Here is a 24,360-nt window from a genome sequence, read left to right on the forward strand (position 1 = left end):
CCCGTGGCTGTCGTATAAGAAAATGAACTCATTAAATAATCTGTGTACAGTTCTAAGAGTTCTTTTTTCATCGCATACCTCTGATTTTTGTCACCAGAAATTTAATACCTTTCTTTCTCTTTGCGTAAGGTGAGTTAATTAGATCGTGAATTTAACTTGTTGGAACTAATTGCTGATTTTTAGAAAAACCTTCTTCTGAAATTTTTATTACTTCTTTGCAATCGACGCACATATAAATTATTCTGATGTAGTTGCTCGATTCATACGTCATTACCAAGACTTCATTAGATTTCTTTCCGCAATGCGGACATACAACCTTAACATACTTTATTTCTATTTCCGAAATCATCTCTCCTCTGGAAACTACTCTTATAGCTTTTTAATCGTTTAAATGTTCCAACTGCTATACATTTAATTGATTTTTTACTCTTACAAGCTGCAAACATCCATCAAATATTATAAACTTTGTATCTTGCTTCTTCCGGTAAGGAAACGATTAAATGTTTTACTTACCCAATAAACTTATGCTAATACAAATTTATAATCCTTGCCATGAACATGCTAATTAAAAATATCTTACGCAACAAATCATTTAAAAACCTTATAAAGTGATGCTATTATAATTTTAAAGCTGCAAACAACTTTGCTACAGTTTTAACATATGTTTTATTTTCGTGTTAGCTGTACGCGATTTTTTATTAATAGATATTTTAATTTTCTACTTGTAATTGGTATTTTTTTCAGGTTTCTTTTGCATTCAAAAAAATGTGATGGTAAATGATAAACATTCCTTATTTAATTGCAAATGAACTGTTAATAAAGAACGAACAGGTAAATGAAGTAATTGCACTATTTAAAGATGGCGCCACAATCCCTTTTATAGCGCGATATAGAAAGGAAAGAACCGGTGGTTTGGATGAAGAACAACTCCGCTCTATCGAAGATCGATTAAACTATCTAACCATCCTTGAAGAAAGAAAAGATACTGTTCTGAAAAGTATTGAAGAACAAGGGAAACTAACTGATGAATTAAGAGACAGAATAATTAATTCTGCAAAGCTTCAGGAAGTTGAAGATTTATACTTTCCATACAAACCCAAACGGAAAACACGCGGAACAATTGCTAAAGCAAAAGGATTAGAACCGCTTGCACTGTTCATTTTAGAAAACCCAATGTATCCGGGTGAGTTTAATGAAAAGCTACGAGAGTTTATTAATGAAGAATTAGGTGTAACCACGGAAGAAGAAGCACTGCAGGGAGCAAAAGATATCATTGCTGAAATGATAAGTGAAAGCGCTGACGTCCGTAAAATTGTACGTGAATTTTTACTTGAAAATGCAACGATAGCTTCTGAAAAAGTTAAAGAAAAAGCCGAAGTAAAGATCAATACTAAAAAAGATGTTTATGAGATTTATTATAATTTTAGAGCATCAGTTATTAAAATTAAACCTTATCAAACACTGGCAATAAACAGGGGTGAAAGAGAAAAAGTTTTAAGGGTTGCCTTAGAGGTTGATGACACCTCCATCTTGAAAGATATTTGGAAAACCTATTTACAGTATGAAGATTCTGTCTTCAGAAATATTCTTGAGGAAACAATTGAAGATTCATATCATCGTTTAATCTTTCCTTCAATTGAACGAGAGGTTAGAAATTATTTAACAGATGCTGCCGATTTACACGCAATAGAAATCTTTGCCTCTAACTTAAGACAATTACTTTTACAACCTCCGATTGCCGATAAAATAATTATGGGAATAGATCCAGGCTTTGTTTCCGGAAGCAAAGTTGCTTTAATTGATACTACCGGAAAATATCTTGAAGGGGAAACTATTTATCCTCATCCTCCACAAAACAAAACGGATTCTGCCTCCAGGGTGGTATTGTCACTAATTAAAAAGTTCGAGGTTTCAGTTATTGCAATTGGCAATGGAACTGCAAGCCGGGAAACTGAATTTTTTATTGCTGATTTAATAAAAGCAAATAATCTTAATTGCCATTACTTACTTGTTAGTGAGGCGGGCGCTTCTGTTTACTCCGCGTCTGTTATTGCCAAGCAGGAATTCCCAGATCTGGAGGCAAGCCAGCGCGGAAATATTTCTATAGCACGAAGAGTTCTGGATCCTTTAGCCGAGTTGGTAAAGATAGATCCAAAATCTATTGGAGTAGGTTTATACCAGCACGATGTTGATCAGAAACTTTTAGGTAAAAAACTTGATGATGTTGTAGTAAGCTGCGTAAATTATGTTGGGGTTGATTTAAACACGGCTTCAGTATCTTTACTCACTTATGTTTCCGGATTAAATAAAAGAATTGCCAACAACCTTGTTAAGCATCGGGATAAAATTGGAAAGTTTCTTAACCGCACTCAGCTTTTAGAAGTTGCCAGTTTAGGTGAAAAAGTTTTTGAACAAGCCGCTGGTTTTTTAAAAATTCCTAATGGCACCAATCTTTTGGATAATACATTCATTCACCCCGAATCCTATTTAGCAACAGAAAAACTTTTAAACATCTGCAGCATTTCAACTAACAACCTTAGAGATTCCGGAAATCTTGTGCACTTTTACGTTTCTAAACAGGGCAGCAAGAAAATTGCTGATGAAATTGGAATTGGTGAACCAACTTTGCTTGATATAATTGAGAACCTAAAAAAACCTGGCAGAGATCCACGCGAAGAATTACCCAAACCAATTTTACGCAGCGATGTTTTAAAAATGGAAGATTTAGTTGAAGGAATGCGGTTAAAAGGTACCGTAAGAAACATTGTTGATTTTGGAGCCTTTGTTGATATTGGCGTTAAACAAGATGGACTTTTGCACATTTCGCAAATTGCAAATAAGTTTGTAAAAAATCCTTTGGATGTACTAAGCGTTGGAGATATTATTGATGTTACTATACTTTCAATCGATATTCAGAAAGGAAGGATTTCACTTAGCACCAAAATTACGGTTGTTTAGTTAAGGCAATTGCCTAATTATTGGAATTCCATCACTTCAGTAATAGTTGGTGCTGATGATTGAGCACCCATCTTTGTTACAGATATGGCAGCAACAACATTTGCAAATTTAATTGAATCGTCCAAGGTGAAATTATGATATAATCCGTAAGCTAAACCTGCATTAAAGGAATCGCCTGCTCCAGTTGAATCAACAGCTTTCACTTTCTTCGCATTAAAGATTGCTGCCCGTTCTTGATTAATGAGCATTGCACCCTTTTCTCCAACGGTTACGATGACATTCTTTACCCCTTTATCAAGTAACATTTGTGCTGCCTTTTTGATTGAGACTTCATCTCTGATTGGTTGACCAGTTAAAATTTCAAGTTCGGTTTCATTTGGTGTTAGATAGTCAATCATACTTAAAACATTATCCGGAATTAACGTTGCCGGAGCTGGATTAAGAATTACTATCATTTCGTTTTCTTTTGCAAGCACAACTGATTTGTTTATTGTTTCAAGCGGGATTTCTAATTGCGTTAATAATATTCTGGATTTTTGAAACAGCAACTTTTTGGTTTCAATTTCCTCCGGCATAAGTTTCATATTGCTACCGGGAACCACCATAATTTCGTTTTCACCTTTAGCATTAACTGCAATAACTGCTATACCAGTGCTTTCTTCCGGATCAACAAATATGGCGTTGATATCCACCCCATCTTCTGCCATACCGCGGGATAATTTTTCTTTGAATGCATCATTCCCCATTTTTGTAATGAAGTAAGTCTTAATACCAAGCTTGGCTACACCAACAGCCTGGTTGGCGCCTTTACCTCCGGGGAATGTCTGAAATTTTTTCCCCAGTATTGTCTCCCCTAACTTGGGAAAATTTTCCAGAGTAACAACCATATCCATATTTGTACTGCCCACCACAAGAATTCCATCGCGCTCCATGTCTTGCACCAAAATATTATAATGTAAATTTATTTTTGTAAACTACGTATAGAATAATTTTCTGTTTTTTAAACGAATTAAAAGTAGCCGAAAATTTGAAACAAAACAAGAATAACTCTTTCCGCTTTTTGCACATAAATCCATCCTTTCTAAATCTTCATACTGTCTCGCTATTAAAGACAGCAATATAAATATGGGTTGCTACACAAATCTTTGAACCGGGGAATACACCACAGCCAATTCAAAACCTAAACATGGTATTAATTATTCTAAATAGAATTGAAGTGTTGATGCCGGGTTACTTATAATTGCTTACTGGTTAGTCACATAAACAAAAAGCGGCAAGCCGCAATGGTTGATCCCGCTATCGGGATTGATGAATTACCTGCCTTTGCCGAGTCTGTTGCACAACCCAATTTTTCAATAAAGTTAATTGAGACAAAAAGAGAAATAATATTTTAATAGATAAATTATGTTTTTTAAAAAGCTTTCAGAACCCGTTTTAATCGTACTAATGTAGAATTGAAAGTCTCTTTTCAACTTAAGCATTACAATAAGACTTTACATTCAAATTTGTTTTATGGCATTAGCTGTATCAAAGTATGTTGAAATAAAAACGAAGCAGTCAATACAAGCTTTTCTTTCCGAATGCAAAAAAATCACAGACACCCGAATATTAATTAAACTTAGTAATAAAATTATTCTTGCGTGTTCCTTTATCAGAAGAGGTCTTAAAACTTCTACAAAAGCTAATTCTTCTGCTGCACTAATTTGGACAAGTCGGGAAACTTATGCTTTCGTTAAAAGTTATTAAGCAAAACAATAGATTACATTTTAAATCAATTACTGTAAGATTAGCAATCAATAATACAGGTGAATATAGAAATGATAATGAGTGCGGTCAATTTTTAGCATCATAAAAGCTTTTCTGCTTCTGCCAGATTCTCTTTCTTTCCCAAATCCAGCCAGAAATTATCGTCGTGATTGAATGCAATGATTTTATAATTACCAACCAGCTTCAAATAAAGTTCTATGATTGAAAAAATATTTTCTTCCGGCATCAGTTCAAAAATTTGCGGATTGATGATTTGTATTCCGCTGTTTGCAAGCGGATGCATTTGGGATGACGATTGCCTGGCGATTTTCGTTTCGCCGGTTTTTATATTCTTCCAACCGCATAAAATATTATCATCATCAAAAAGCAAGTAGCGTTGCGTGGCTCGGTTTCTTACCGCCAGAGTTGCAATTGAGTTTGCAGTAAGTTGTGTCTGGTAAAGTTTATTGAGATCAATATTTGAAAAAACATCAACATTGTAAACAAGAAATGGTTTTCCATTATCAAAAAACCATGCGGCTTTCTTCAATCCTCCGCCAGTATCAAGCAGTAAATCACTTTCATCGGAAATCGCAATGTTAATTCCAAAATTATTTTTCCTTTTCAGGAAATCAACAATCATATCAGCAAAATGATGCACATTAATAATTATTTCATCAATACCGGAATATTTCAGCTTAGTTATAGCTAATTCAAGTAGAGGAATGTTTTTTACTTCTACTAAGGCTTTCGGTTTATTGTCAGTCAGCGGTTTAAGTCGGGTGCCTAATCCTGCTGCAAAGATCAGTGCTTTCATATTAAGTGAAACGATAAACGTCAGACGTCAAACGAAGGAAGTAAGACGCGGGACGTGAATTATAAAATTGTTTAGAATAATTAAGCCGTCATTCTATTTGTTTAACCAATCCTAATTCCCGGTGATTTATTTTTACTTTCACATCAAATTTATCTTTCAGATGTTTAGCGAGTTTTTCTGCGCAGTAAACTGAGCGGTGCTGTCCGCCGGTGCATCCGAAGTTTATCATCAGATTAGTAAAAAATCTTTTCTGATAATTTTCTACTGTGCGATCAACCAACGAATAAACATCAATCAAAAATTTGTTAACATCGCTTTCTGTTTCAAGAAATTCAATTACCTCTTGGTCCCGACCAGTTAACGAGCGGTACTGATCATACCTGCCCGGATTATTAATGGCACGGCAATCAAAAACAAATCCACCGCCGTTACCAGTTTTATCTTCAGGAATTCCCTTCTTATAAGAAAAACTATTTATAAGAATGGTAAGGTTTAATGTGGCTTTTGTTTCCCCGTATTTTTTTAATTCTTCGGAATCAATCATTCGTCGCAGAACTTTTAGCAAAGTTGGAAGTTTAACCGGAAAAGTGACTGTGTTTAAAATCCATTCAAGGTTGCGTAATGCAAACGGAATACTTTTTAGAAAATGTTCCTTACGTTCATAAAAACCTCGATAACCGTAAGCACCCATTGCCTGCAGCATTCTTATTAAAACGAATCCAAAAAAATATTGTGTAAATTCCAGTTCGTTAATTGGAATCAATTTGCCGGTTGTTTCAATGTAATGATGGAGTAGTTCTGCACGAACCGGCAATGGTATATCGGCTTTGGCATCATACAGCAAAGAAGCCAGATCGTAATGAAGCGCCCCTTTACGCCCACCCTGGTAATCTATGAAGTAAGGTTCACCGTTGTAAATCATTACGTTACGTGATTGAAAATCGCGGTAAAGAAAATACTCGCTTTCAGCTTGAAGCAAATAATCGGTGAAAGTCCGGAAATCATCTTCAAGATGCTGCTCATCAAAAGGAACCTTGGCAAGTTTAAGAAAATAATATTTAAAATAATTTAAGTCCCACATCATAGATAATTGATCGAATGAGGAGCGCGGGTAGCAAACACTGTAATCCAAATCTTTACCCGCAATTATCTGGAACAGGGGAAGCTGCTCAATTACTTTTTTATAAAATGAAATTAAATCAGCAGGAAAACCACCGTCTTTACGAACTGCGGTTAAAAATGAAAATAGAGTTGTATCACCAAGATCCTGGATTAAGTAAACATTGTTCTTCAAATCTTCGCAATAAATTTCGGGCACTCTTAATCCCTTAGAGAAAAAATGTTTACTGAAAGTTAGAAAAGCAATGTTCTCTTTCTTATCAGAATTAAAAACGCCGATGGCAGTTTTGTTTCTTCCGGTTATCCGATAATATTCCCTTGCAGAACCAGACAGAGGAAGTGCGGTTATGTTTAAGGATTTTTCACCAGACCATTTTTCAAAAAGGATTATTAATTTTTTATCTTTTTGCATTTATACCTTATTTTTTTCATAGGAATCAAATCTACCAGAACTAAGAACAAGAACAAGAACAAGAGTAAGAGTTTAAAATTTACTTACCAAATATATTTATAAATTGTCCGTATCCGGTGGATGCTTCCGGATAATTTTTTCTATCAGCAACTATTTTTCCCCGAACCAAAGTTTTTTCAACAATGGATTTAAATGTAATTCCTTCGAACGGTGTGTACTTTCCTTTAGAATGCATATTTTCCGCCTTGATTACTTCCTCATCCCAAAGATTTATCAAACTCAAATCAGCATCATAACCAATTTCTATTTTACCTTTTCCCGGCAGGTTAAAATATTCAGCAGCCTTCATTGATAGCAGCCGGATCGTTTCTTCCATCGTTAACCTTCCTTTAAAAAACCCTTCGCTAAAAAGAAATGGAATCCGGTGCTCTGCGCCAGGTATGCCGACATATACTTCCCAAAAATTTTTAGAGGATTTTTCTTTTGCCGGATTGCATCCAGCATGGTCTGTTGTTACAAAGGAAATCGTTCCATCTTTCAGTCCCTGCCAAAGCGCTTCACGGTCAGCTTCATGCTTAACAGGCGGTGCAGTTTTAAGAAAATTTGAAATCGTGCGGTTCTCAAAATCTTTTTGTGTAAAGTAAAGATAATGGGGACAAGTCTCGGCTGATATATCCAATCCTTCCTTTCTGGCTTTCCGAATCAAATTAAGTCCCAGCCTGGAGCTAAGATGAACAACAAGGATTTTACAACCAGTTTTTTTTGCAATATCAACCACATTAGTAATTGCCTGGGCTTCCGCACTTTCATCACGAGCCTGGCAGTATGCTCGCCAATCAGTTCTTCCTTCACGTTGGAATGAAATCATACTGTTGGTTATCAGCTCTTTATCTTCTGCATGAACAGCAAGAATCTTTTTGTTATTGGCTATCCAGCTTGCGCAAACCTGCATCTGCATTTTGGTTAATTCTCTAAAAGAATTCATCCCGGAATGAAGGTAGGCTTTAAATCCCGTTACGCCAACTTTAGCCAATTCCTCAATTTGATTTTGAATATTTTTCCCATCAGTAAAATCATTTCCGCTGATGCCTCCCCAAAAAGCAAAATCAACAATACTTCTTTGTTTTACAGCCTTCAGTTTTATTTGAAAATTTTCCAAAGATGTAACGGGCGGAATAGATGTGCAGGGCATATCTATTATTGTTGTTGTTCCTCCTGATGCCGAAGCAAGTGATCCATGTTCAAAGTCATCCCGGTTTTCAAAGCCTGGTGTATTAAAGTGAACGTGAGAATCAATTCCTCCGGGCATTGCAAGTAAAAATTCTCCATCTATAACTTGAGAACTGGCTGGAAGTTTTTTTAATTGTAGACCATTGACAAACCCGGATAATTTTTCTTTAGTGGAAATATCGTCCCAATTAACCGTTGAATTCAGCTTTGGAATTATCTGAACAATTTTTTCATCGAAGATAATATCGTTTAGCTTTAACTTATTACCAGAGGTATTTATAAATACATTTGACAGTATGCGTACTTTTGAAGCCATGATTTCCAGTCGAAAATTATTAAAATCAATTTGCTAAATTATAACAAGAGCAATTACTTATTTTTCAGAATTTACCTGCCGATTAAAATCTTCAATTAATTTATCCCATAAACCAACTGTAGCAAAGCGTTCTTTCCAGTAATCTTCATCGTACCACTGAGCATTTAATTCTTTTACATCTTTTCCTTGCTGCTCCACCCAGGTAAAATATTTTAAATTGTGGATGGCTTTCTTTTCGTAATAATTTAACTCTTTAATAAAATCAATATTTTGATTTTCAATTGCAATACGCCAATCGATTTCAGCTTGTCTATCGGAGTAGCTTCCGCTGCTTTCATTCATTTCCTGCAAACGCGATCTATACATTTCAACTGAATCCGTAAAAATTGTAAAGATGACATCGTTCTCACCGAATTCAAAATACTTTGCAAGTTTAATTGCGCTTATGGTATTGCTGATGGATGAAATGCCCATCAACGATAATTGATCGATAACCTCGGAATCCATTCCTTGCTTAACGAGCCACTCTTTTCCGGCAGGTTCGTTAAATAAGCGAAGGATACGAAGTGGAAGTTCGTCATCAATTGCAACAACGGCATCTGTGTTTTTAACATTGTGGATCCATGGAATATGTTTGTCGCCGATTCCTTCAATGCGGTGCCCACCAAAGCCGTTCATATAAAGTGTGGGGCATTGCAGTGCTTCCGATGCGAGAACTTTCATTGTCGGAAACTTTGTGCGCAGGTAATCTCCAGCTCCGATTGTTCCGGCCGAACCGGTTGCGCTTACATATCCGCTTAAACGCTGGTTCCCTTTTTTAATTTGATTGAACAAACTTTCTATCGCAAATCCAGTAACTTCATAATGCCAGGCGGGATTACCAAATTGATCGAACTGGTTGAAGATAAAATACTCATCGCTTTTCGCTTCAAGCTCGTGGCATTTATCGTAAATTTCTTTTACGTTACTTTCGCATCCGTAAGTCGCATAAATTTCGGCGCCAAGAGTTTTAAGCCAATCAAATCTTTCCTTGCTCATTTCTTCCGGAAGTATTGCGACTGCATGCACTGAAAGCAAAGCGGAATTAAAAACACCGCCGCGGCAATAATTTCCGGTTGAGGGCCACACTGCTTTATGATAATCCGGATTGAATCTTCCCGTTACAAGATATGGCGCCAGGCAGCCATAAGTTGCGCCAACTTTATGTGCACCGGTTGGAAAATGTTTGCCAACCAAACCAATAATGCGCGCTTTAACTCCGGTTATGCTTTGTGGAAGTTCAAGATAGTTTATTCCGCCAATCTTTCCAGTCTTAACATCATTCTGCCAATTGATACGGAAAAGATTGAGCGGATTGAGTTCATTCAAATCCACTTTCTCAAGTTTCTGTTGGATCTCTGCCGGAATAGTTTCCGGATGTTTTAATTGTTTAAATGTTGGAAGAATTATTTTTTGTTTTCTGCATCTTTCAATTGAACGGTGAAGGAAATCCTCATTCTCAATTTTCCAATTCCAATTATCCATAATATTTCCTTAAGAATTTTTCACTAACAACAATTTATCTACACGGCAAATTAATGATTTTTTGTGTAAATATTTTGGAATAATTGAAATGCGATAAGTTCCGGCTCCACCCAATGTAACTTTTAAGGTTTATTTGGGCAGGCGGCAGAGCGGAAATTTAGTAAGCCTCGTATTGATGGTTCTTTGATTTACGTGTATTTTTAACGCAAGCTTTAACAAGAATTCATGAAAATTTTAGCAGTTTAAGAACATGGAAAAAGAGGCATCTAATTTTTATTAACGAAAACAATAAAGTTGCATCAATAAAAAATCTTTCTGCGGTTAACCGGATAACGGCGTTGTGGGCTTTCAGTGAATCGGCATTGGGCGGTGTGCTGCATGCATTCAGAATTCCTTTCTCTGGATTATTTATCTGCGGGGCTGCTGTAATTTTTATTTCATTGATTGCGTACTTTTCGCAAAAGCGGTGGACCGTTCTGAAATCCACTTTAATTGTTATCCTGGTAAAGGTTATTATTAGTCCCAACACTCCAATAAATGCGCACTTTGCTGTTCTTATCCAAGGATTAGCCGGGCAATTATTGTTTTCAACAATGCGCCTGCCAAAAGTTTCGTCATTAATTCTTGGAATATTTGCATCGATGTATTCTGCATTTCAAAAAATATTTTTACTAACGCTTGTTTTTGGAAATACGCTGTGGGAATCGATCGATCAATTTTCGGCATTTGTGCTTAAACAATTTTCTATTTCAACTGCGGCTAATTTAAAAATAAGCTGGTGGCTGATTGGCATTTATGGTTCTATTCATCTTCTTGGAGGAATTGCCGCTGGAATAATTGCCGGCAGGTTGCCAGCATGGATTACGAAACTTTCTGAAAGGAATGATATTCCAGCCCTGCAATTCCAGAACAATAGTTCGCGGGGGAATATTGACCAGAACAAGAATAAGAAGAAAAAAAGAAGATGGTGGAAGAAACCAACTGGAATTATAATTTTAACTTTCCCCGTTGTGATGGTTAGTTTGTCTTATATCTTTCCTGAGTTTGGAAAGAATAAGGTTTATGAAATTGTAAATATGATTATCAGATCGCTCCTGATAGTTTTTGTGTGGTTTACTTTTGTAGCTCCGTTGATTCTAAAATTCTTTAAAAGGCTGATTGATAAAAAAAGAATTATTTATTCTTCTGAAATAGATGAGATAATCAGTTTGTTCCCACACTTAAGAACCATCATAAATGAAAGCTGGAAAATTTCTGCTACACAGAAAGGACTAAACCGGTTAAAGGCATTTTTGAGCTATGCATTTGTATTACTTATTCTTGCAGATTTTGAAACAGAATGAAAACAATTATAGCGGCGTCCGTCTTGATTGGCTATTTCGACTACGTTCACACTCCTTCAAAATAATCTGAATCTAATTTTTTTAGAATAATTTTTTTATGATGACTTACACCAATGTCATAATCAATCATCAGTTCTGCTAACTTATTACCGTCAATCAATACAATCTTCTTTTCAATTTTGTCAACATATTCCAGTGATTCTTTAGTGAAAGTTGATGTTGTTATAAAAACACCCTTTTTTGCTCTTTTACTTTCAAGGCTACCAGCAAATTTTTGTATCTCAGGTCTCCCCACAGTATTTTCCCATTTTTTTGCTTGAATGCATATTATATCTAAACCAAGCACGTCTGCTTTTATGATTCCATCTATCCCCTCATCCCCAGGACCTTGAGTTATTCTTGTTTCATCATTGGGATCACCGTAACCCATAGCGACAAGTAGATCTTTTACTAATATTTCAAAAAATTGCCAGGTACAACCTTTTAATTTTTCTAAAATCTCATCAGAAAGATTCTTTTTGAATAATTCATAAGATGTATCAATTTTTTCTTCTGGTAATAGAGTATCAATTACTTGCTCGCTTTCTGAATCATTGGTCTGATTTTTTCTATATCTACTCATTATAAATTCATCAAATTCAGGATATTCTCTTAAAACACTCACATCAATTTTATTCAATTCCCTTTGTAGTAATTGTTGACCTCTTGTGGTAATAGTAAAAAATCCTTTATTAATTCTCTCGATTAATTTAGATTTTAGAAAATAACCAACCGTTCCATTAATCATTAGAATTGATCTTTTAGGATCGTCGTTCTTTATTAAGTCATAATTTTTCGTTAAATGATCCACAATATCGTTATAACTTCGCTCAATATTGCTCTTGAATGAGCAGAGGACAGGTAACATATAATCTTCTAATCCGGAAGTTCATCCATTCGCTTCCATAATTTTCTTGCTGCAACTTTTGCTTCCCGGTAAATTGGTTCTATATCAAAAGGGAAATGCCGATTTTCTAATACAATTTTACCGTTCACAATTACCGTTTCAACATCCCGTGAGGAAAAGCCAAAAATAAAATGGCCAGCAAGGTTTTCTGTTTGCAAAGGTGTTGGCGGCTGATAATCGTAAACTACAAGGTCGGCAATATAACCGATCTCAACTTTTCCAAACGGATAACCAAAGTACCGGTGAAGAATTTCATTTCCATTTTGTAAAAATCCAAGGTAGTCGTTCGTTTGAAGAGGAGCCTTAGCATCATTATTCTTGAAGTATGCAAATTTTGTTTCTTCAAACATATTAGAGCCAATTCCATCCGTTCCCAATGCAACATTTTTTACTTTCGACATGTTATTCAAATATCCAACACTGTTGTTCATATTAGAGCGTGGATTATGAATTAGAAAGGAGTTTTTAGAATTGATTATTTCGATCTCCTTTTCATTTAAAAACACTCCGTGAGCAAGTATTGATTTATGATTTAGTAGATCAAAATCATTTAATCTTTCTATTACTCTCTTCCTGTATTTGATGATACAATCTCTTTGGTCAGAATCATCTTCAGCAACGTGAATGTGTATTCCTCTTTTGGTTTTCGAAACAGCCGCAGATAAATGTTTTAATGAATCATCACTTAAAGTAAAAGAAGCATGGGCGCCAATTGCAGCTCCTACCAAATGAGGCTTCGATTGTTCCGGAATGGAATTCGTAAAATCTATATTTTCTTTGACTCCAATTTCCATTTCGTCCAAACCATTCCTGTCTGTAACTTCGTAACATAAGATCCCACGCAATCCAACTTCTTCAAAACATTTTTTTAAAGTGGTTAGCGAATTGCTGATAAAAGATGGAGAAGCATTATGATCAATAACCGAAGTGGTGCCGCACTTGATTGCTTCCAGTGCTCCAATCAATCCGCTGTAATAAAGAGATTCTTCATCCAATGCACGGTCAAGTTTCCACCACAGGTTTTGTAAAATCTCAGGAAAATTATGGGCTGGATTTATGTTTGCTATTATTCCTCTTGCCAGCGCGGAATAAAAATGATTGTGTGAGCAGACTAAACCGGTAGAAACAAATTTTCCATTCAGATCAATAACTTTATCCGCAGGATATTTTTTGTTTACGTCTTTTCCAACATCGTGTATAATTCCGTTATCAACAATAATGTCCGTTGGCTCCGAAACAAATTGAGGATTAAAATTTATAATTCGTGCATTAAGTAGAGCGATCATGATTGTTCCGATTTATATCATTGTTAGTTTATACCATTTTCCATCATCCGTCAATCCCGCTAGCGGGATCATCCATTGCGGCTTACCGCATTATGTTGTTGGATCTAATAAGTACGAATAATTTTTGTAGATATTTAAAATCAACGTTGTGTATTTGCTAAACCCCGCACTTTCATAAAGTTCTGAGTTCCAGCCAATCAGGTTACTGCTTTTATCAAACTCAAATTCACCTTCAACAGAAGCTAATCTTATTTTAAATGCCTGGATGTTTTCGGACTTTGATGGTCGCAAATAAAAACCATCATTCTTGCTTTTATTAAAATTATCATCACTCCAGAACAAAGTAAATTTATTTTTATAGGGTGCACCGGTGTAAGGGCAAAATGTTTCGCAGTTTCCGCATTCGTTACACATTCCATCTATGTGTAGGATTTGGTATTTATCTTTGAACTGTGAATCGGAGAATCGGAGAGTCGGAGAACCTGTTTGCCGAAAGGCAAGATCGGAGATTTCAATTGCTATATTTGACCTGTTCGGGCAAACTTCCACGCATTTATTGCAAATAAAATTACAACTCAAACATCGTGAAGATTCTAAAATCAAATCGCTTTCACTTTGAACGGAAACAACACCTTTCCTTTTGATCAATGTTTTTTCCCTTTTTGTCAAATCGAATTTGATTTGATAATTTTCTTCAAGCTTTATATTCTCTTTTCTGATTATCGCATCAGCGGTTTTCTTACCATCCGCAATCGCTTCCACAACTGTTGCGGGACCGCGCAAAGCATCACCTCCGATAAAAACATTTTCCAATTCGGTTTCATTTGTGGTGTTGTTTGTTATTATAGAGCTACTTTTGTCCAACGAAAGATTATTCTTTTTTAGAATATCAAGTTCCACTACTTCACCGATGGCAGAGATAACGGAATCAACTTCAATTTCTGTAAATTCATTTTCTGCGGGTAACACTTTTCTTCTTCCATCGGATTCAATTCCTCCAAGTATCATCTTCTGGCATTGTAATTTATTGCTGGAAAATTCAACTGGCAATAATAGTTCTTTAAATATCACACCATCGTTTATTGCTGCATCAAATTCTTCTTTATCAGCGGGCATAAATTCCTTGGTTCTCCGGTAGATGATGTAAACCTTCTCCACGCCGCAGCATCGTATTGCTGCGCGGGCGCCATCCATTGCAGAGTTTCCGCCTCCAACTACTGCTACTGTTTTTCCAAGCACCGGCTTTTCATCTTTATGGAATTGTTTTAAAAAGCTGATTGCGTCTAACACATTTTTGTTATTACCAGCAAGTTTTAATTCTCTCGATTTTCCAGCACCGATTGCCAAATAAAAATATTTGAATCCTTGATTTCTTAATTCATCCAATGAAAAGTCGCTACTAATTCCAAATTCAAATTTCACTCCAAACAATTTTATAAACTCAATATCTTTATCAATTGCATCCTGCGGTAATCGGAAATTTGGAATAACGTGCTGGACCGTTCCACCGGCTTTTTCTGTTTTCTCGAAAATGGTTACTTCAAACCCAGATTTTGCAAGAAAGTAACCGGCAGCTAATCCTGAAGGTCCCGAGCCAATAACAGCAACTTTTACTGCAGCTGAATTATTTTTTACTGACTTCTGACTTCTTGCCCCCAGCTTCTCTAAATATTCCGGAAATCCTTTTTCAGCAGCAATTTTTTTAAGATCTCTAATTAAAACCGGAGATTCATAATCCCAGCGCGTGCAATGATACATACATTGATGATCGCAAATGTAACCAGTAATATGAGGCAGTGGATTTTTAGCTGTAACTACTTCAAACGCTTCTTCAAATCTATTTTCTTCAATCAGTTGTATGTACTCAGCAACATCCTGATGAATTGGGCAGGCTTCCTGGCAAGGCGCAATGTAACAATCTAGTTGAGGTAATTTCAAAGGAACTTTAATTGAATTAATTTCCCGTGCATCTTTTCTATAATCAATATCAGTCAAAGAATATTCAGCCAATGACTTGAGTTTATCAAAATTTATTTTCCTTCCTCTCGGTTCTAATTCCCAAACACGGGTTACCTGCTCTGTAATTTGATACAATCGATTATAACCACCGGGCTTAAGCAAATCGGTCACAAAAGTAATTGGATAAATTCCTGCGGAAAGAATTTTTTCCGCATTGTGGATCGATCCGCCGCCGGAGAAAGAAATATTTAAATCTCCATTAAACTCAGAAGCTAATTTGCTGGCAAGATTAATTGTTAATGGATACAATGCTCTTCCGGACATATACATGTCGCTCCCTGGAAGCGCCCCTTTTTTATTCTTCATTCCCAAAGTATTGGAAAGCTTAACCCCGAACTCTCTGTTGTTTTCTTTGGCGAATTCTTTCAAACGATTTAACATTGGAACCGCGCCAGTAAATTGCAGATCGTGGTTAAAGGCATCTTTATCAAGTTGAACATATTTGTAACCAAGCGAACGCAAAGTGTTTTCAACAAACTCATATCCAAGTAAAGTAGGATTTAATTTAACGTAAGTGTGAAGACCTTTTTCTTTAATCAAATATTTGGCAATTGCTTCAATCTCATCCGGAGGGCAGCCATGCATTGTTGAAAGTGTGACTGAGTTAGAAATGTTTGGTGTTATTCTTTCAAGGCATTCAATGCAGATTTCAATTTTATCATCAAAGATGTGTTCTATTCCAAATCCGTTTTTCAGTAAATTCTTGTAGTAACCATTTTTTAGCAGAGCGAGTAAAGATTCTTTATAAGTATTAAAGGTTTTATTGATGGAGGCATCTTTTAATTGGTTTATAAATGTATCCATTCCCGGCGACTTAATTCCTTTAAGATCATAACCAACGCTCATATTAAAAATAAATCCTTTCTCTTCTAAAGGAGAGAAATGGAATATTTCATTCAGCAGGTGAATGAGAATCCATGCCTTTATATACTCATCGTAAGATTCACCGAGCGATAATTCCTGCGACCATTCAACATTGTAACCCTCATCTTCAGCATCTATACAGGGTTTGTCTATTTCAAGGTTATCCAGGATTTGGACGGTCTTTAATTCAAAAAATCTTCCTCCGGTAAGAAAAGCGGAAATAATATTTTGCGCTAACTGAGTATGCGGTCCAGCAGCGGGACCGATAGGCGTTTCTAATAATTCACCAAAGACTTCTAAAGTTTTAAAATCCTTCTTAAAGAAAAATTTTTCTGAAGGTATTCCAAAAATTGATTTGTGATTTTTATATTCATTAAAAATCCAGTTCAATAAGTGATGAAACTCGATGGTTCTCATTTGCAACGCCACAACAACCTCAGACTAATCAATTAGTACTGTGTGAGATATTACTGGTTAAAAGGTATTACTGTTAAATTGCTGAAGAACAATTTGACAATAGAATAAAATACTTCGGCAAATATAAGATTTTGTTCTTAAATCTGTTTCTATTTTTTTGTAAATTCGTTTCGCAATTTTAAATGATGTTAAAAATTTTGAATGTTGCTATTGAATTAAAAAATTTGCTTTTACCTTTCCAGATTATAACATTCAAAGTTAAGCATCAAATATTTTCATAAAAAAGGATTGATAATGGATTACTCAAAACTAATTTTGGAAAAAGCAGAACAATATAAAGATTACACTGCTGCAAATCTTTCAAGACTCATACAACGTAAATCGTTAAGCACAAAGGAAGAAAAAGCCGCGCGCGAATTAAAATGCCAGATGGAGGAAGCCAATTTTGATGAAGTAAAAATTGATGGGCTCGGAAATGTAATTGGAAGAATTGGCAGCGGCAAAAAAATTATAGCTATTGATGGACATATTGATACAGTTGATATTGGGAATGAAGAGAACTGGAATTTTGATCCGCTTTCCGGTGAAATTAAAGATGGTTTCGTTCATGGTAGGGGAAGCGTTGATCAGAAAGGTGGTCCGGCAGCTTTTGTAACTGCTGGAAGAATTTTAAAAGAACTTGGATTGAAAAACGATGTAACGATTTATTTTATCGGATCAGTTATAGAAGAAGATTGTGATGGTTTATGCTGGAAATATATTTTAGAAGAAGACAAAATAAAACCCGACTGCGTTATTGTTACCGAACCAACAAACTTAAACATCTACCGCGGGCAGCGTGGAAGAATGGAAATAGAAGTTTCCTTTTACGGGGTTTCATCTCATGGCTCTGCTCCGGAAAGAGGTAAGAATGCTATTTATATGGCATCAAAAGCTGCTCTTGAAATTGAAAAGATGAATGAACGGCTTGCAGTTGATCCTTTCCTTGGCAAAGGTTCGGTTACTGTTACAGAAATGATTTCTTCAAGTCCATCGCTTTGTGCTGTTTCCGATTTTGCAAAGATCCATCTTGATAGACGATTAACCTGGGGCGAAGATAAAAAGCTTGCAATCAATCAGGTTGAAGAAATTGTAAAAGAAATGAAAGCCAAAGTTGAGATGCTGGAATATAAAGAAAAAGCATTTACCGGTTTGACTTACGGAATGGAAAAATATTATCCAACCTGGAAATTGGAAGAAGACCATCCGGTTATACAAACTGGAGTGAATGCATTTAAGGAATTATTTGGCAAAGATGCTTTGGTTGATAAATGGACTTTTTCCACAAACGGAGTTGTGATAACTGGAATTTATGGAATACCGGTAATCGGTTTTGGGCCCGGCAATGAAGTGTTTGCACACGCACCAAACGAAAAAGTACCGGTGGATGATTTAGTAAAAGCATCCGCATTCTACGCTATGTTTTGTGAGAGCTTCTGAACATGTTTAAAGGAAAGGCAACTAAAGGGACTTCAATTAAAGTGGATTTGGAAGAAATTTTTTGTACATTGCCAATAAACAATATCGTATTATTCATACATTAGTAATAAACAACGATGAATAGAAATTTATTAGAGAGAGTAGTTAACGACCAATTTGAAAGTTTTAGAACTAGGAAATCTGGGATTAAGAGAAATATTGATTTAAGTAAGTATCTGAAAAGCAAACAAATAATCGTTATAACTGGTGTAAGAAGATGTGGAAAATCCACTCTTCTAAAACAAATATCGGAATTTTACAAATCCTTTTATTACTTAAACCTTGATGACGAAAGGTTAATTCGGTTTTCTGTAGAAGACTTTGATGATCTTGTACTTATATGGAAAAAGAAACAAAAATCTAAGGTGGTTTTGTTAGATGAAATACAAAATATAAAACACTGGGAAAGATTTGTCCGAAGACTTCACGATGAGAATTATAAAATATTTATAACTGGTTCAAATGCAAAATTACTTAGTGGTGAATTATCTACTCATTTAACCGGCAGACATTCCAGGATAGAATTATTACCTTTTTCTTTTGAAGAGTATCTTCGTTTTAGGAAATATAATTATACTGAAAGTTATAAGACTACAGATAATTTATCACGATTACTTAAACTTACAGATGAGTATATTGAAAACGGGGGCTTCCCTGAATTTTTAATTTACAATGATGATGAGTATCTGAAAAGAATTTATGAAGATATTCTTTACAGAGATTTGATAACGCGTTTTAAAATAAGAGAGAGTAAATCATTCAGAGAACTTGCAAATTATCTTTTCACAAACTTTACTTCGGAAGTAAGCTATAATGCGTTACAGAGGAATCTGAATTTTAAAAGTGTTGTTTCGGTAAAAAATTACATCGGTTACATTCAAGAGAGTTATTTGATTTATCAATTATTCAAATATGATTTCTCTTTGAAAAAACAATTAATTTATAATAAGAAAATTTATGTAGTAGATAATGGATTAAGGAATCAGGTTGCCTTCCGTTTTAGTAATGACTCGGGAAAGTTATTAGAAAATGCGGTATTCCTTCATTTGAAAAATACGGGTAAAGAAATTTATTATTTTAAGAACAAAAAAGAATGTGACTTTATTGTTAAAGAAAAGAATAAAATCATAACAGCAATACAGGCAACTGACGTTTTAACTGATGCCAATTATGAAAGAGAAATAGCTGGTTTACTTGAAGCGATGAACGCCTTAAATTTAAAGAAGGGTTTTATTATTACGCGGAACCAGGAAGAGAGAATTAAAAAAGAAGCTAAAGATATTTTTGTAATCCCGGTTTATAAGTGGCTATTAAATGCAGATTAATTTATTCAATCCGTTTCTGGTGGTAAATGGATCCGCACTTCGTGGGTTGGTTTGCGAAATGATTTAATTCTTAATTTGAGCAATATTATTTGAATATCTCCGATTTTCAACTCGGTAAAAATGTTTAAAAGGAATAATAGGCTTTTGCTAAAATTGACAATAAAAATATTGGAGTAACAATGACAAAAGATTTAAAAGGCAAACACTTTTTAACCGAAGACACCTGGACTAAACAGGAACTTGATACTGTATTTGAGACAGCATTTGACTTGAAGAAAAAATTCTACGCAGAAGAGCCAACACTTCATCTTCCATATAAAACTTTGTTTATGATGTTCTTCGAACAGTCAACCCGCACACGCAATTCGATGGAAGCTGGAATGACACAGCTTGGCGGGCACGCACACGATCTAACTCCGGACAAGATGCAAATAACACACGGCGAAGTTGCAAAAGATACAGCGATAATACTTTCAAGGATGGGACATGGGATTGCTTGCCGTAATTGTTTCTACGGGGTTGGGAATAAGTATCTTACAGAAATGGCACAATACAGCAGACGACCGGTAATGTCTCTTCAGGATGATATTTATCATCCGTTCCAGGGACTTGCAGACTTAATGACAATTTTCGAGCACTTCGGAAGAAACACAGAAAGATTGAAAGTAACAATATCGTGGGCATATGCAACTACACACGCAAAACCTTTGTCTGTTCCCCAAACACAGATTCTTCTTTTTCCCCGCTATGGTATTGATGTTACAGTTGCTCACCCAAAAGAATTTCCGATGAGCAAAGACATAGTTGCAAAAGCAAAGAAGAACGCTGAAGATGGTGGCGGCAGTTTGAAGTTTACAAATGATATGGATGAAGCCTTCGAAGGAGCGCAGGTTGTAATTCCTAAAAACTGGGGCGGCTTTGGTTATTACGATGTTGATTATTATTTGCAGAATGAAAATGAATGCAAGAAAGAAATGCAGGCGAATCTTGCTAAACATAAAAACTGGATTTGCGATGACAAAAGAATTAAACTCGCTGACAAAAATGTAAAATTGATGCACGCACTTCCTGCAGATCGAGGCAATGAAGTAACAGATGAGATTCTGGATAACCCGGACATCTCAATAGTTTTTGATGAAGCAGAGAACCGTTTGCATACTGCAAAATCAATAATGGCTTTAACAATGTAATTAGAAACATGAGACCAAATATTCATTATATTTTCACAGTTTCTTTTGATAGACTTGGTTGTAGATGAAACAAATAAACGTCAGCCGGATAAAATGAAACCGATATGATTAAGTAATCACGCCGAGAGCTATTTGTATAAAAGAGGATTTTCATTCCAGGAGGTTGAAGCAACAATAAGAAATTCAACGTGGCAGAAATCCGGTATGGATAGGCTGGAATGCAAAAAGGATTTTACTTATAATGGATTATGGAATAATAATTACTACAAGATAAAACAAGTAAGACCAATATTTGTTGACGAAGAAAACGAAATTGTTGTAATAACTGTTTACACATATTTTTTCTAAAAGGAGATAAAATGAAAATAAGCTATGATAAAGCAATTGATGCACTAAGTATTACCTTTAAAGAAACAACAGTTACAACTAAACATTTGGCAGAAGGAATTGCTATTGATTATGATAGTAATGGAAATATAGCTGGTATAGAGATATTAGATGCACAGAAAAATCTAGGAGGGAAAGAATCTTTTCGCCAAGTTATTCTTGAAGGTATCGGACTGGATTTGGCTGCTTAAAATTATATCAATGGAACACTACTTATATAAATGCTATAACTGCTACAAGGAATATTCTTCTATCTGGATTGAAGAAAATTTTATCTACCTCTGCCCATCCTGTGGTAAAGCAGAGAAGAACCAACCACTTAAAGGTGTTCTTAAAATTGAATATGATTATGATGGTCTAAAGAAAAAGTTGAACCGGGAAAAATTTCTTAAACTACCCGCCGGACAGTTTTGGCTTTATCCGGATTTGTGGCCAGTTGATTTTCAGAGTCAAACATTGAATAAAAACTTTCTTGATAGAATCCGATTGACAAATGACCCCTTCTTTGAATTGACTTATAATGGAAAATCTTTTTCTGTTTTTGATGATACCCGTAATCCAACACTTTCATTCAAAGATAGAGCTTCATCTTTAGTTGCCGCTAAGGCACTTCAAATTGGTGTAAAGGAAATTGCCGCTGCTTCAACTGGTAATGCCGGTTCTTCACTTGCCGGCATTTGTGCACGACTCGGATTGAAATCTCATATCTTCGTTCCTGAAAATATTCCAGCAGGAAAAAGAATCCAGATACAATCATTTGGGGCAAATATTTATTTGGTTAAAGGAGATTACGATCAGGCTTTCGATCTTTGTCTGGAAATTGCCGCTGCAAAGAAATGGTATAACCGGAACACCGCCTATAATCCATTAACCATCGAAGGGAAAAAATCCGCAGCGTATGATATTTTTATTTCAACACAAGGAAATATTCCCGACATTATTTTTGTTCCTGTTGGAGATGGAGTAATAATCTCCGGTATATACAAAGGATTCCGGGAATTGTTTCAGCTTGGTTGGATTGAAAAAATTCCAAAGCTAATTGCGGTTCAATCTTCCGTGAGTAATGCTTTGGTTCGATACCTGAAAGAAAAAAAATTTAATTACATTCCGGCAAACACTATTGCAGATAGTATTTCTGCCGGCGTTCCAAGGAATCTTTTTATGGCGGCAGATGCGGTTGAACAAAGTGAAGGTGAGGGAATTGAAGTTACTGATGAAGAAATATTATCTGCGCAAAAGTTTGTTGCACAAAATTACGGAATGCTGATTGAGCCAGCGAGTGCAGCAAGTTTTGCTGGTTACAAGAAATATCTTTTGATCAAAGAAGAAACCGGTAAGGAAAAAATAATGTTAATGTTTACAGGAAATGGCTTAAAGGATTTGAATGCGCTAAATTCCTGGAATGAAGCACCAAATATTCTTACAGCAGAAGAATGGAAAATTAAATTAAATGTTTGATGTATGATGGAAAATGGTTGATGGAAGAAAAAAAAAAATCATTTGTGGTGTATTGATTGCTGCTGGATTTTCCGGAAGGATGAATGAATTCAAACCACTGATGATGTATAACGGAAGTTCATTTGTTGTTGAAATAATCCGTAAGATGCAAACTGTTTGTGATAGAATAGTTTTAGTTACCGGATACCAGAACGAAAAAGTACAATTTGAAATTGAAAAATATTTTTCAGAAGATTCATCAATTGTTTTTGCTTTCAATCCTGACTATGAAAAAGGAATGTTCACTTCTCTCCAGCGTGGATTGAAAGAAGCAGTTGATGCGGATTGGGTGCTTTATCATTTTGTAGATCAACCCGGTTTGACGGAAGTTTTTTATAAAGAATTTATCATGCAGATTGAAAAGGAATCAAACTGGATTCAACCAGTATTTGCCGGTAGAAAAGGGCATCCTATTCTTTTAGCCAGCAGCATTTTTTTATTTATTACAAATGCTTCGCAGGAAGATAGTTTGAAAAACATTTCTTTAATTCCTGGAGTAAAAAAGAAATTCTGGAATTGCAATCATTCGCAGGTTCTGCAGGATATTGATACACCGGAAGATTATAAAAGGGAAATTGAAAATGAACATATATGAAAAAATTCTGGAACTGGAAAAAATAAACTCAGCTTTTGTTGTTGCGACGGTTGTAAATGTAAATGGCTCAGTTCCAGGAAAAATTGGATTTAAGATGATTGTTGAAGCGAATGGAAACCCAATCGGCACAGTAGGCGGCGGAGCCATTGAATTTGAAGCAATTAAAGAAGCGGTTAATCGTTTATCATCCGGTGAATGCGGGGTGAAGGAATATCTTCTTTCCGATAAACAAACTGTTACAACTGATGAAACCGAGATCGTTCCGATGAAATGCAGCGGAAAAGTTTCAATTTATTATGAAGTTCATGGTCAACTTCCAGCCATCTACATTTTTGGTGGAGGACATGTTGGACAAGCATTACTTTATTTCCTATCTCCATTAAATTACTACTCCGTTTTGATTGATAACCGTCAGGAAATTATTGAGAAGAAAAATATTATTGCTTCAAAAATAATTCTGGAAGATTATGTTGCTTTTGCCAATTCATTCCAGCCACGCAAAAATGATTTTGTGGTAATATTAACTCAGGGACACAAATTTGATTTTGAAATTGTAAAATCAATGTACAAAGGAAAACTTGATGTTGCATATATTGGAGTGATTGCATCAATGAACAAAGCGAATGAACTGATTGAAAATCTAAAGCAGGATTTAGGCGAAGATGTCGATCTATCAAGATTGCACTCACCAATAGGATTAAAAATTGGTGGAAATACTGCTGCTGAAATTGCATTAAGTATTGTATCGGAAATTCAATCTGTAAGAAATTCAGCAATGTAAAACTCTGTGCCTCGGTGTCTCCGTGGTGAATCAGAATTTGCAATAGAATAATTAACCACGGAGTCACAAA

General features: G+C 35.5%; 19 protein-coding genes. 10 read left to right on the forward strand and 9 right to left on the reverse strand.

The annotated features are described in order from the left end of the window. Positions 1 to 151: 151 nt before the first annotated feature. Complete coding sequence (locus NTX22_09925; GenBank protein MCX6150831.1) at positions 152 to 349, reverse strand: hypothetical protein; 198 nt, start codon at positions 347 to 349, stop codon at positions 152 to 154. 428 nt (positions 350 to 777) lie between these two features. Here NTX22_09925 and NTX22_09930 point away from each other — a divergent pair, with 428 nt between their 5' ends. After that, entirely contained in the window at positions 778 to 2,958 is a 2,181-nt protein-coding gene (locus tag NTX22_09930) for a Tex family protein (protein MCX6150832.1), read from the forward strand. A gap of 17 nt (positions 2,959 to 2,975) precedes the next feature. On the opposite strand, the gene rbsK is transcribed toward NTX22_09930, so the two are convergent. From rbsK to NTX22_09955, 5 genes are all read right to left on the reverse strand, one after another. Beyond that, positions 2,976 to 3,890 carry a ribokinase gene (rbsK, locus tag NTX22_09935; protein ID MCX6150833.1) on the reverse strand — a complete coding sequence of 305 codons (915 nt, stop codon included), beginning with the start codon at positions 3,888 to 3,890 and terminating at the stop codon, positions 2,976 to 2,978. Between the two features lie 914 nt (positions 3,891 to 4,804). Then, complete coding sequence (locus NTX22_09940) at positions 4,805 to 5,521, reverse strand: nucleotidyltransferase family protein (GenBank protein ID MCX6150834.1); 717 nt, start codon at positions 5,519 to 5,521, stop codon at positions 4,805 to 4,807. Between the two features lie 88 nt (positions 5,522 to 5,609). After that, positions 5,610 to 7,052, reverse strand: coding sequence for a phosphotransferase (locus NTX22_09945; GenBank protein ID MCX6150835.1), 1,443 nt, complete (start codon positions 7,050 to 7,052; stop codon positions 5,610 to 5,612). Positions 7,053 to 7,131: 79 nt separating this feature from the next. Then, positions 7,132 to 8,598 (reverse strand): allantoinase AllB, encoded by a 1,467-nt coding sequence (gene allB, locus NTX22_09950; protein ID MCX6150836.1) that lies wholly within the window; start codon positions 8,596 to 8,598, stop codon positions 7,132 to 7,134. Between the two features lie 57 nt (positions 8,599 to 8,655). Beyond that, positions 8,656 to 10,122, reverse strand: a complete 1,467-nt coding sequence (locus NTX22_09955; protein ID MCX6150837.1) for a pyridoxal-phosphate dependent enzyme — start codon at positions 10,120 to 10,122, stop codon at positions 8,656 to 8,658. A gap of 338 nt (positions 10,123 to 10,460) precedes the next feature. Between NTX22_09955 and NTX22_09960 the strand changes: the two genes are divergently transcribed. Further along, complete coding sequence (locus NTX22_09960) at positions 10,461 to 11,465, forward strand: hypothetical protein (protein MCX6150838.1); 1,005 nt, start codon at positions 10,461 to 10,463, stop codon at positions 11,463 to 11,465. Between the two features lie 46 nt (positions 11,466 to 11,511). Here the strand turns inward: NTX22_09960 and NTX22_09965 are convergent, their stop codons facing one another. The 3 genes from NTX22_09965 to ygfK all read right to left on the reverse strand — a co-directional run bounded on the left by NTX22_09965 (position 11,512) and on the right by ygfK (position 16,997). Next, the gene (locus tag NTX22_09965; GenBank protein ID MCX6150839.1) at positions 11,512 to 12,252 is read right to left on the reverse strand and encodes a restriction endonuclease; all 741 of its coding nucleotides are present in this window, start codon (positions 12,250 to 12,252) and stop codon (positions 11,512 to 11,514) included. A 128-nt stretch (positions 12,253 to 12,380) separates the two neighbouring features. Next, positions 12,381 to 13,697 carry a putative aminohydrolase SsnA gene (gene ssnA, locus NTX22_09970; protein MCX6150840.1) on the reverse strand — a complete coding sequence of 439 codons (1,317 nt, stop codon included), beginning with the start codon at positions 13,695 to 13,697 and terminating at the stop codon, positions 12,381 to 12,383. Positions 13,698 to 13,787: 90 nt separating this feature from the next. After that, positions 13,788 to 16,997: a putative selenate reductase subunit YgfK gene (ygfK, locus tag NTX22_09975; GenBank protein MCX6150841.1), complete on the reverse strand. Its 3,210-nt coding sequence runs from the start codon at positions 16,995 to 16,997 to the stop codon at positions 13,788 to 13,790. Positions 16,998 to 17,291: 294 nt separating this feature from the next. Here ygfK and NTX22_09980 point away from each other — a divergent pair, with 294 nt between their 5' ends. The 8 genes from NTX22_09980 (at position 17,292) to NTX22_10015 (ending at position 24,290) form a co-directional block, all read left to right on the forward strand. Next, positions 17,292 to 18,476 carry a YgeY family selenium metabolism-linked hydrolase gene (locus NTX22_09980; protein MCX6150842.1) on the forward strand — a complete coding sequence of 395 codons (1,185 nt, stop codon included), beginning with the start codon at positions 17,292 to 17,294 and terminating at the stop codon, positions 18,474 to 18,476. 116 nt (positions 18,477 to 18,592) lie between these two features. Then, the gene (locus tag NTX22_09985) at positions 18,593 to 19,840 is read left to right on the forward strand and encodes an ATP-binding protein (protein MCX6150843.1); all 1,248 of its coding nucleotides are present in this window, start codon (positions 18,593 to 18,595) and stop codon (positions 19,838 to 19,840) included. Between the two features lie 179 nt (positions 19,841 to 20,019). Next, complete coding sequence (locus NTX22_09990) at positions 20,020 to 21,030, forward strand: hypothetical protein (GenBank protein ID MCX6150844.1); 1,011 nt, start codon at positions 20,020 to 20,022, stop codon at positions 21,028 to 21,030. A gap of 132 nt (positions 21,031 to 21,162) precedes the next feature. Further along, entirely contained in the window at positions 21,163 to 21,378 is a 216-nt protein-coding gene (locus NTX22_09995; protein MCX6150845.1) for a hypothetical protein, read from the forward strand. A gap of 11 nt (positions 21,379 to 21,389) precedes the next feature. Further along, positions 21,390 to 21,608, forward strand: a complete 219-nt coding sequence (locus tag NTX22_10000) for a DUF2283 domain-containing protein (protein ID MCX6150846.1) — start codon at positions 21,390 to 21,392, stop codon at positions 21,606 to 21,608. Positions 21,609 to 21,618: 10 nt separating this feature from the next. Further along, positions 21,619 to 22,875 (forward strand): threonine synthase, encoded by a 1,257-nt coding sequence (locus tag NTX22_10005; protein ID MCX6150847.1) that lies wholly within the window; start codon positions 21,619 to 21,621, stop codon positions 22,873 to 22,875. 13 nt (positions 22,876 to 22,888) lie between these two features. After that, positions 22,889 to 23,509: an NTP transferase domain-containing protein gene (locus NTX22_10010; protein ID MCX6150848.1), complete on the forward strand. Its 621-nt coding sequence runs from the start codon at positions 22,889 to 22,891 to the stop codon at positions 23,507 to 23,509. Beyond that, a complete protein-coding gene (locus tag NTX22_10015; protein ID MCX6150849.1) occupies positions 23,496 to 24,290 on the forward strand; it encodes an XdhC/CoxI family protein in 795 nt (264 codons plus the stop codon). The genes NTX22_10010 and NTX22_10015 overlap by 14 nt, the downstream gene beginning before the upstream one ends. The last annotated feature ends 70 nt before the right edge of the window (positions 24,291 to 24,360 follow it).

It is taken from the genome of Ignavibacteriales bacterium (genome assembly GCA_026390815.1).
GTDB lineage: Bacteria > Bacteroidota > Ignavibacteria > Ignavibacteriales > SURF-24 > JAPLFH01.

What these genes read in the sequence shown, in the direction of transcription:
- NTX22_10010 (MCX6150848.1), top strand. Translation starts at nt 22,889, where the DNA reads ATGGTTGATGGAAGAAAAAAAAAAATCATTTGTGGTGTATTGATTGCT.
- NTX22_09925 (MCX6150831.1), bottom strand. Translation starts at nt 349, where the DNA reads ATGATTTCGGAAATAGAAATAAAGTATGTTAAGGTTGTATGTCCGCAT.
- ssnA (MCX6150840.1), bottom strand. Translation starts at nt 13,697, where the DNA reads ATGATCGCTCTACTTAATGCACGAATTATAAATTTTAATCCTCAATTT.
- NTX22_10000 (MCX6150846.1), top strand. Translation starts at nt 21,390, where the DNA reads ATGAAAATAAGCTATGATAAAGCAATTGATGCACTAAGTATTACCTTT.
- NTX22_09945 (MCX6150835.1), bottom strand. Translation starts at nt 7,052, where the DNA reads ATGCAAAAAGATAAAAAATTAATAATCCTTTTTGAAAAATGGTCTGGT.
- NTX22_09930 (MCX6150832.1), top strand. Translation starts at nt 778, where the DNA reads ATGATAAACATTCCTTATTTAATTGCAAATGAACTGTTAATAAAGAAC.
- NTX22_09980 (MCX6150842.1), top strand. Translation starts at nt 17,292, where the DNA reads ATGGATTACTCAAAACTAATTTTGGAAAAAGCAGAACAATATAAAGAT.
- rbsK (MCX6150833.1), bottom strand. Translation starts at nt 3,890, where the DNA reads ATGGAGCGCGATGGAATTCTTGTGGTGGGCAGTACAAATATGGATATG.
- ygfK (MCX6150841.1), bottom strand. Translation starts at nt 16,997, where the DNA reads ATGAGAACCATCGAGTTTCATCACTTATTGAACTGGATTTTTAATGAA.
- NTX22_10005 (MCX6150847.1), top strand. Translation starts at nt 21,619, where the DNA reads ATGGAACACTACTTATATAAATGCTATAACTGCTACAAGGAATATTCT.
- allB (MCX6150836.1), bottom strand. Translation starts at nt 8,598, where the DNA reads ATGGCTTCAAAAGTACGCATACTGTCAAATGTATTTATAAATACCTCT.
- NTX22_09955 (MCX6150837.1), bottom strand. Translation starts at nt 10,122, where the DNA reads ATGGATAATTGGAATTGGAAAATTGAGAATGAGGATTTCCTTCACCGT.
- NTX22_09940 (MCX6150834.1), bottom strand. Translation starts at nt 5,521, where the DNA reads ATGAAAGCACTGATCTTTGCAGCAGGATTAGGCACCCGACTTAAACCG.
- NTX22_09965 (MCX6150839.1), bottom strand. Translation starts at nt 12,252, where the DNA reads ATGATTAATGGAACGGTTGGTTATTTTCTAAAATCTAAATTAATCGAG.
- NTX22_09985 (MCX6150843.1), top strand. Translation starts at nt 18,593, where the DNA reads ATGAATAGAAATTTATTAGAGAGAGTAGTTAACGACCAATTTGAAAGT.
- NTX22_10015 (MCX6150849.1), top strand. Translation starts at nt 23,496, where the DNA reads ATGAACATATATGAAAAAATTCTGGAACTGGAAAAAATAAACTCAGCT.
- NTX22_09990 (MCX6150844.1), top strand. Translation starts at nt 20,020, where the DNA reads ATGACAAAAGATTTAAAAGGCAAACACTTTTTAACCGAAGACACCTGG.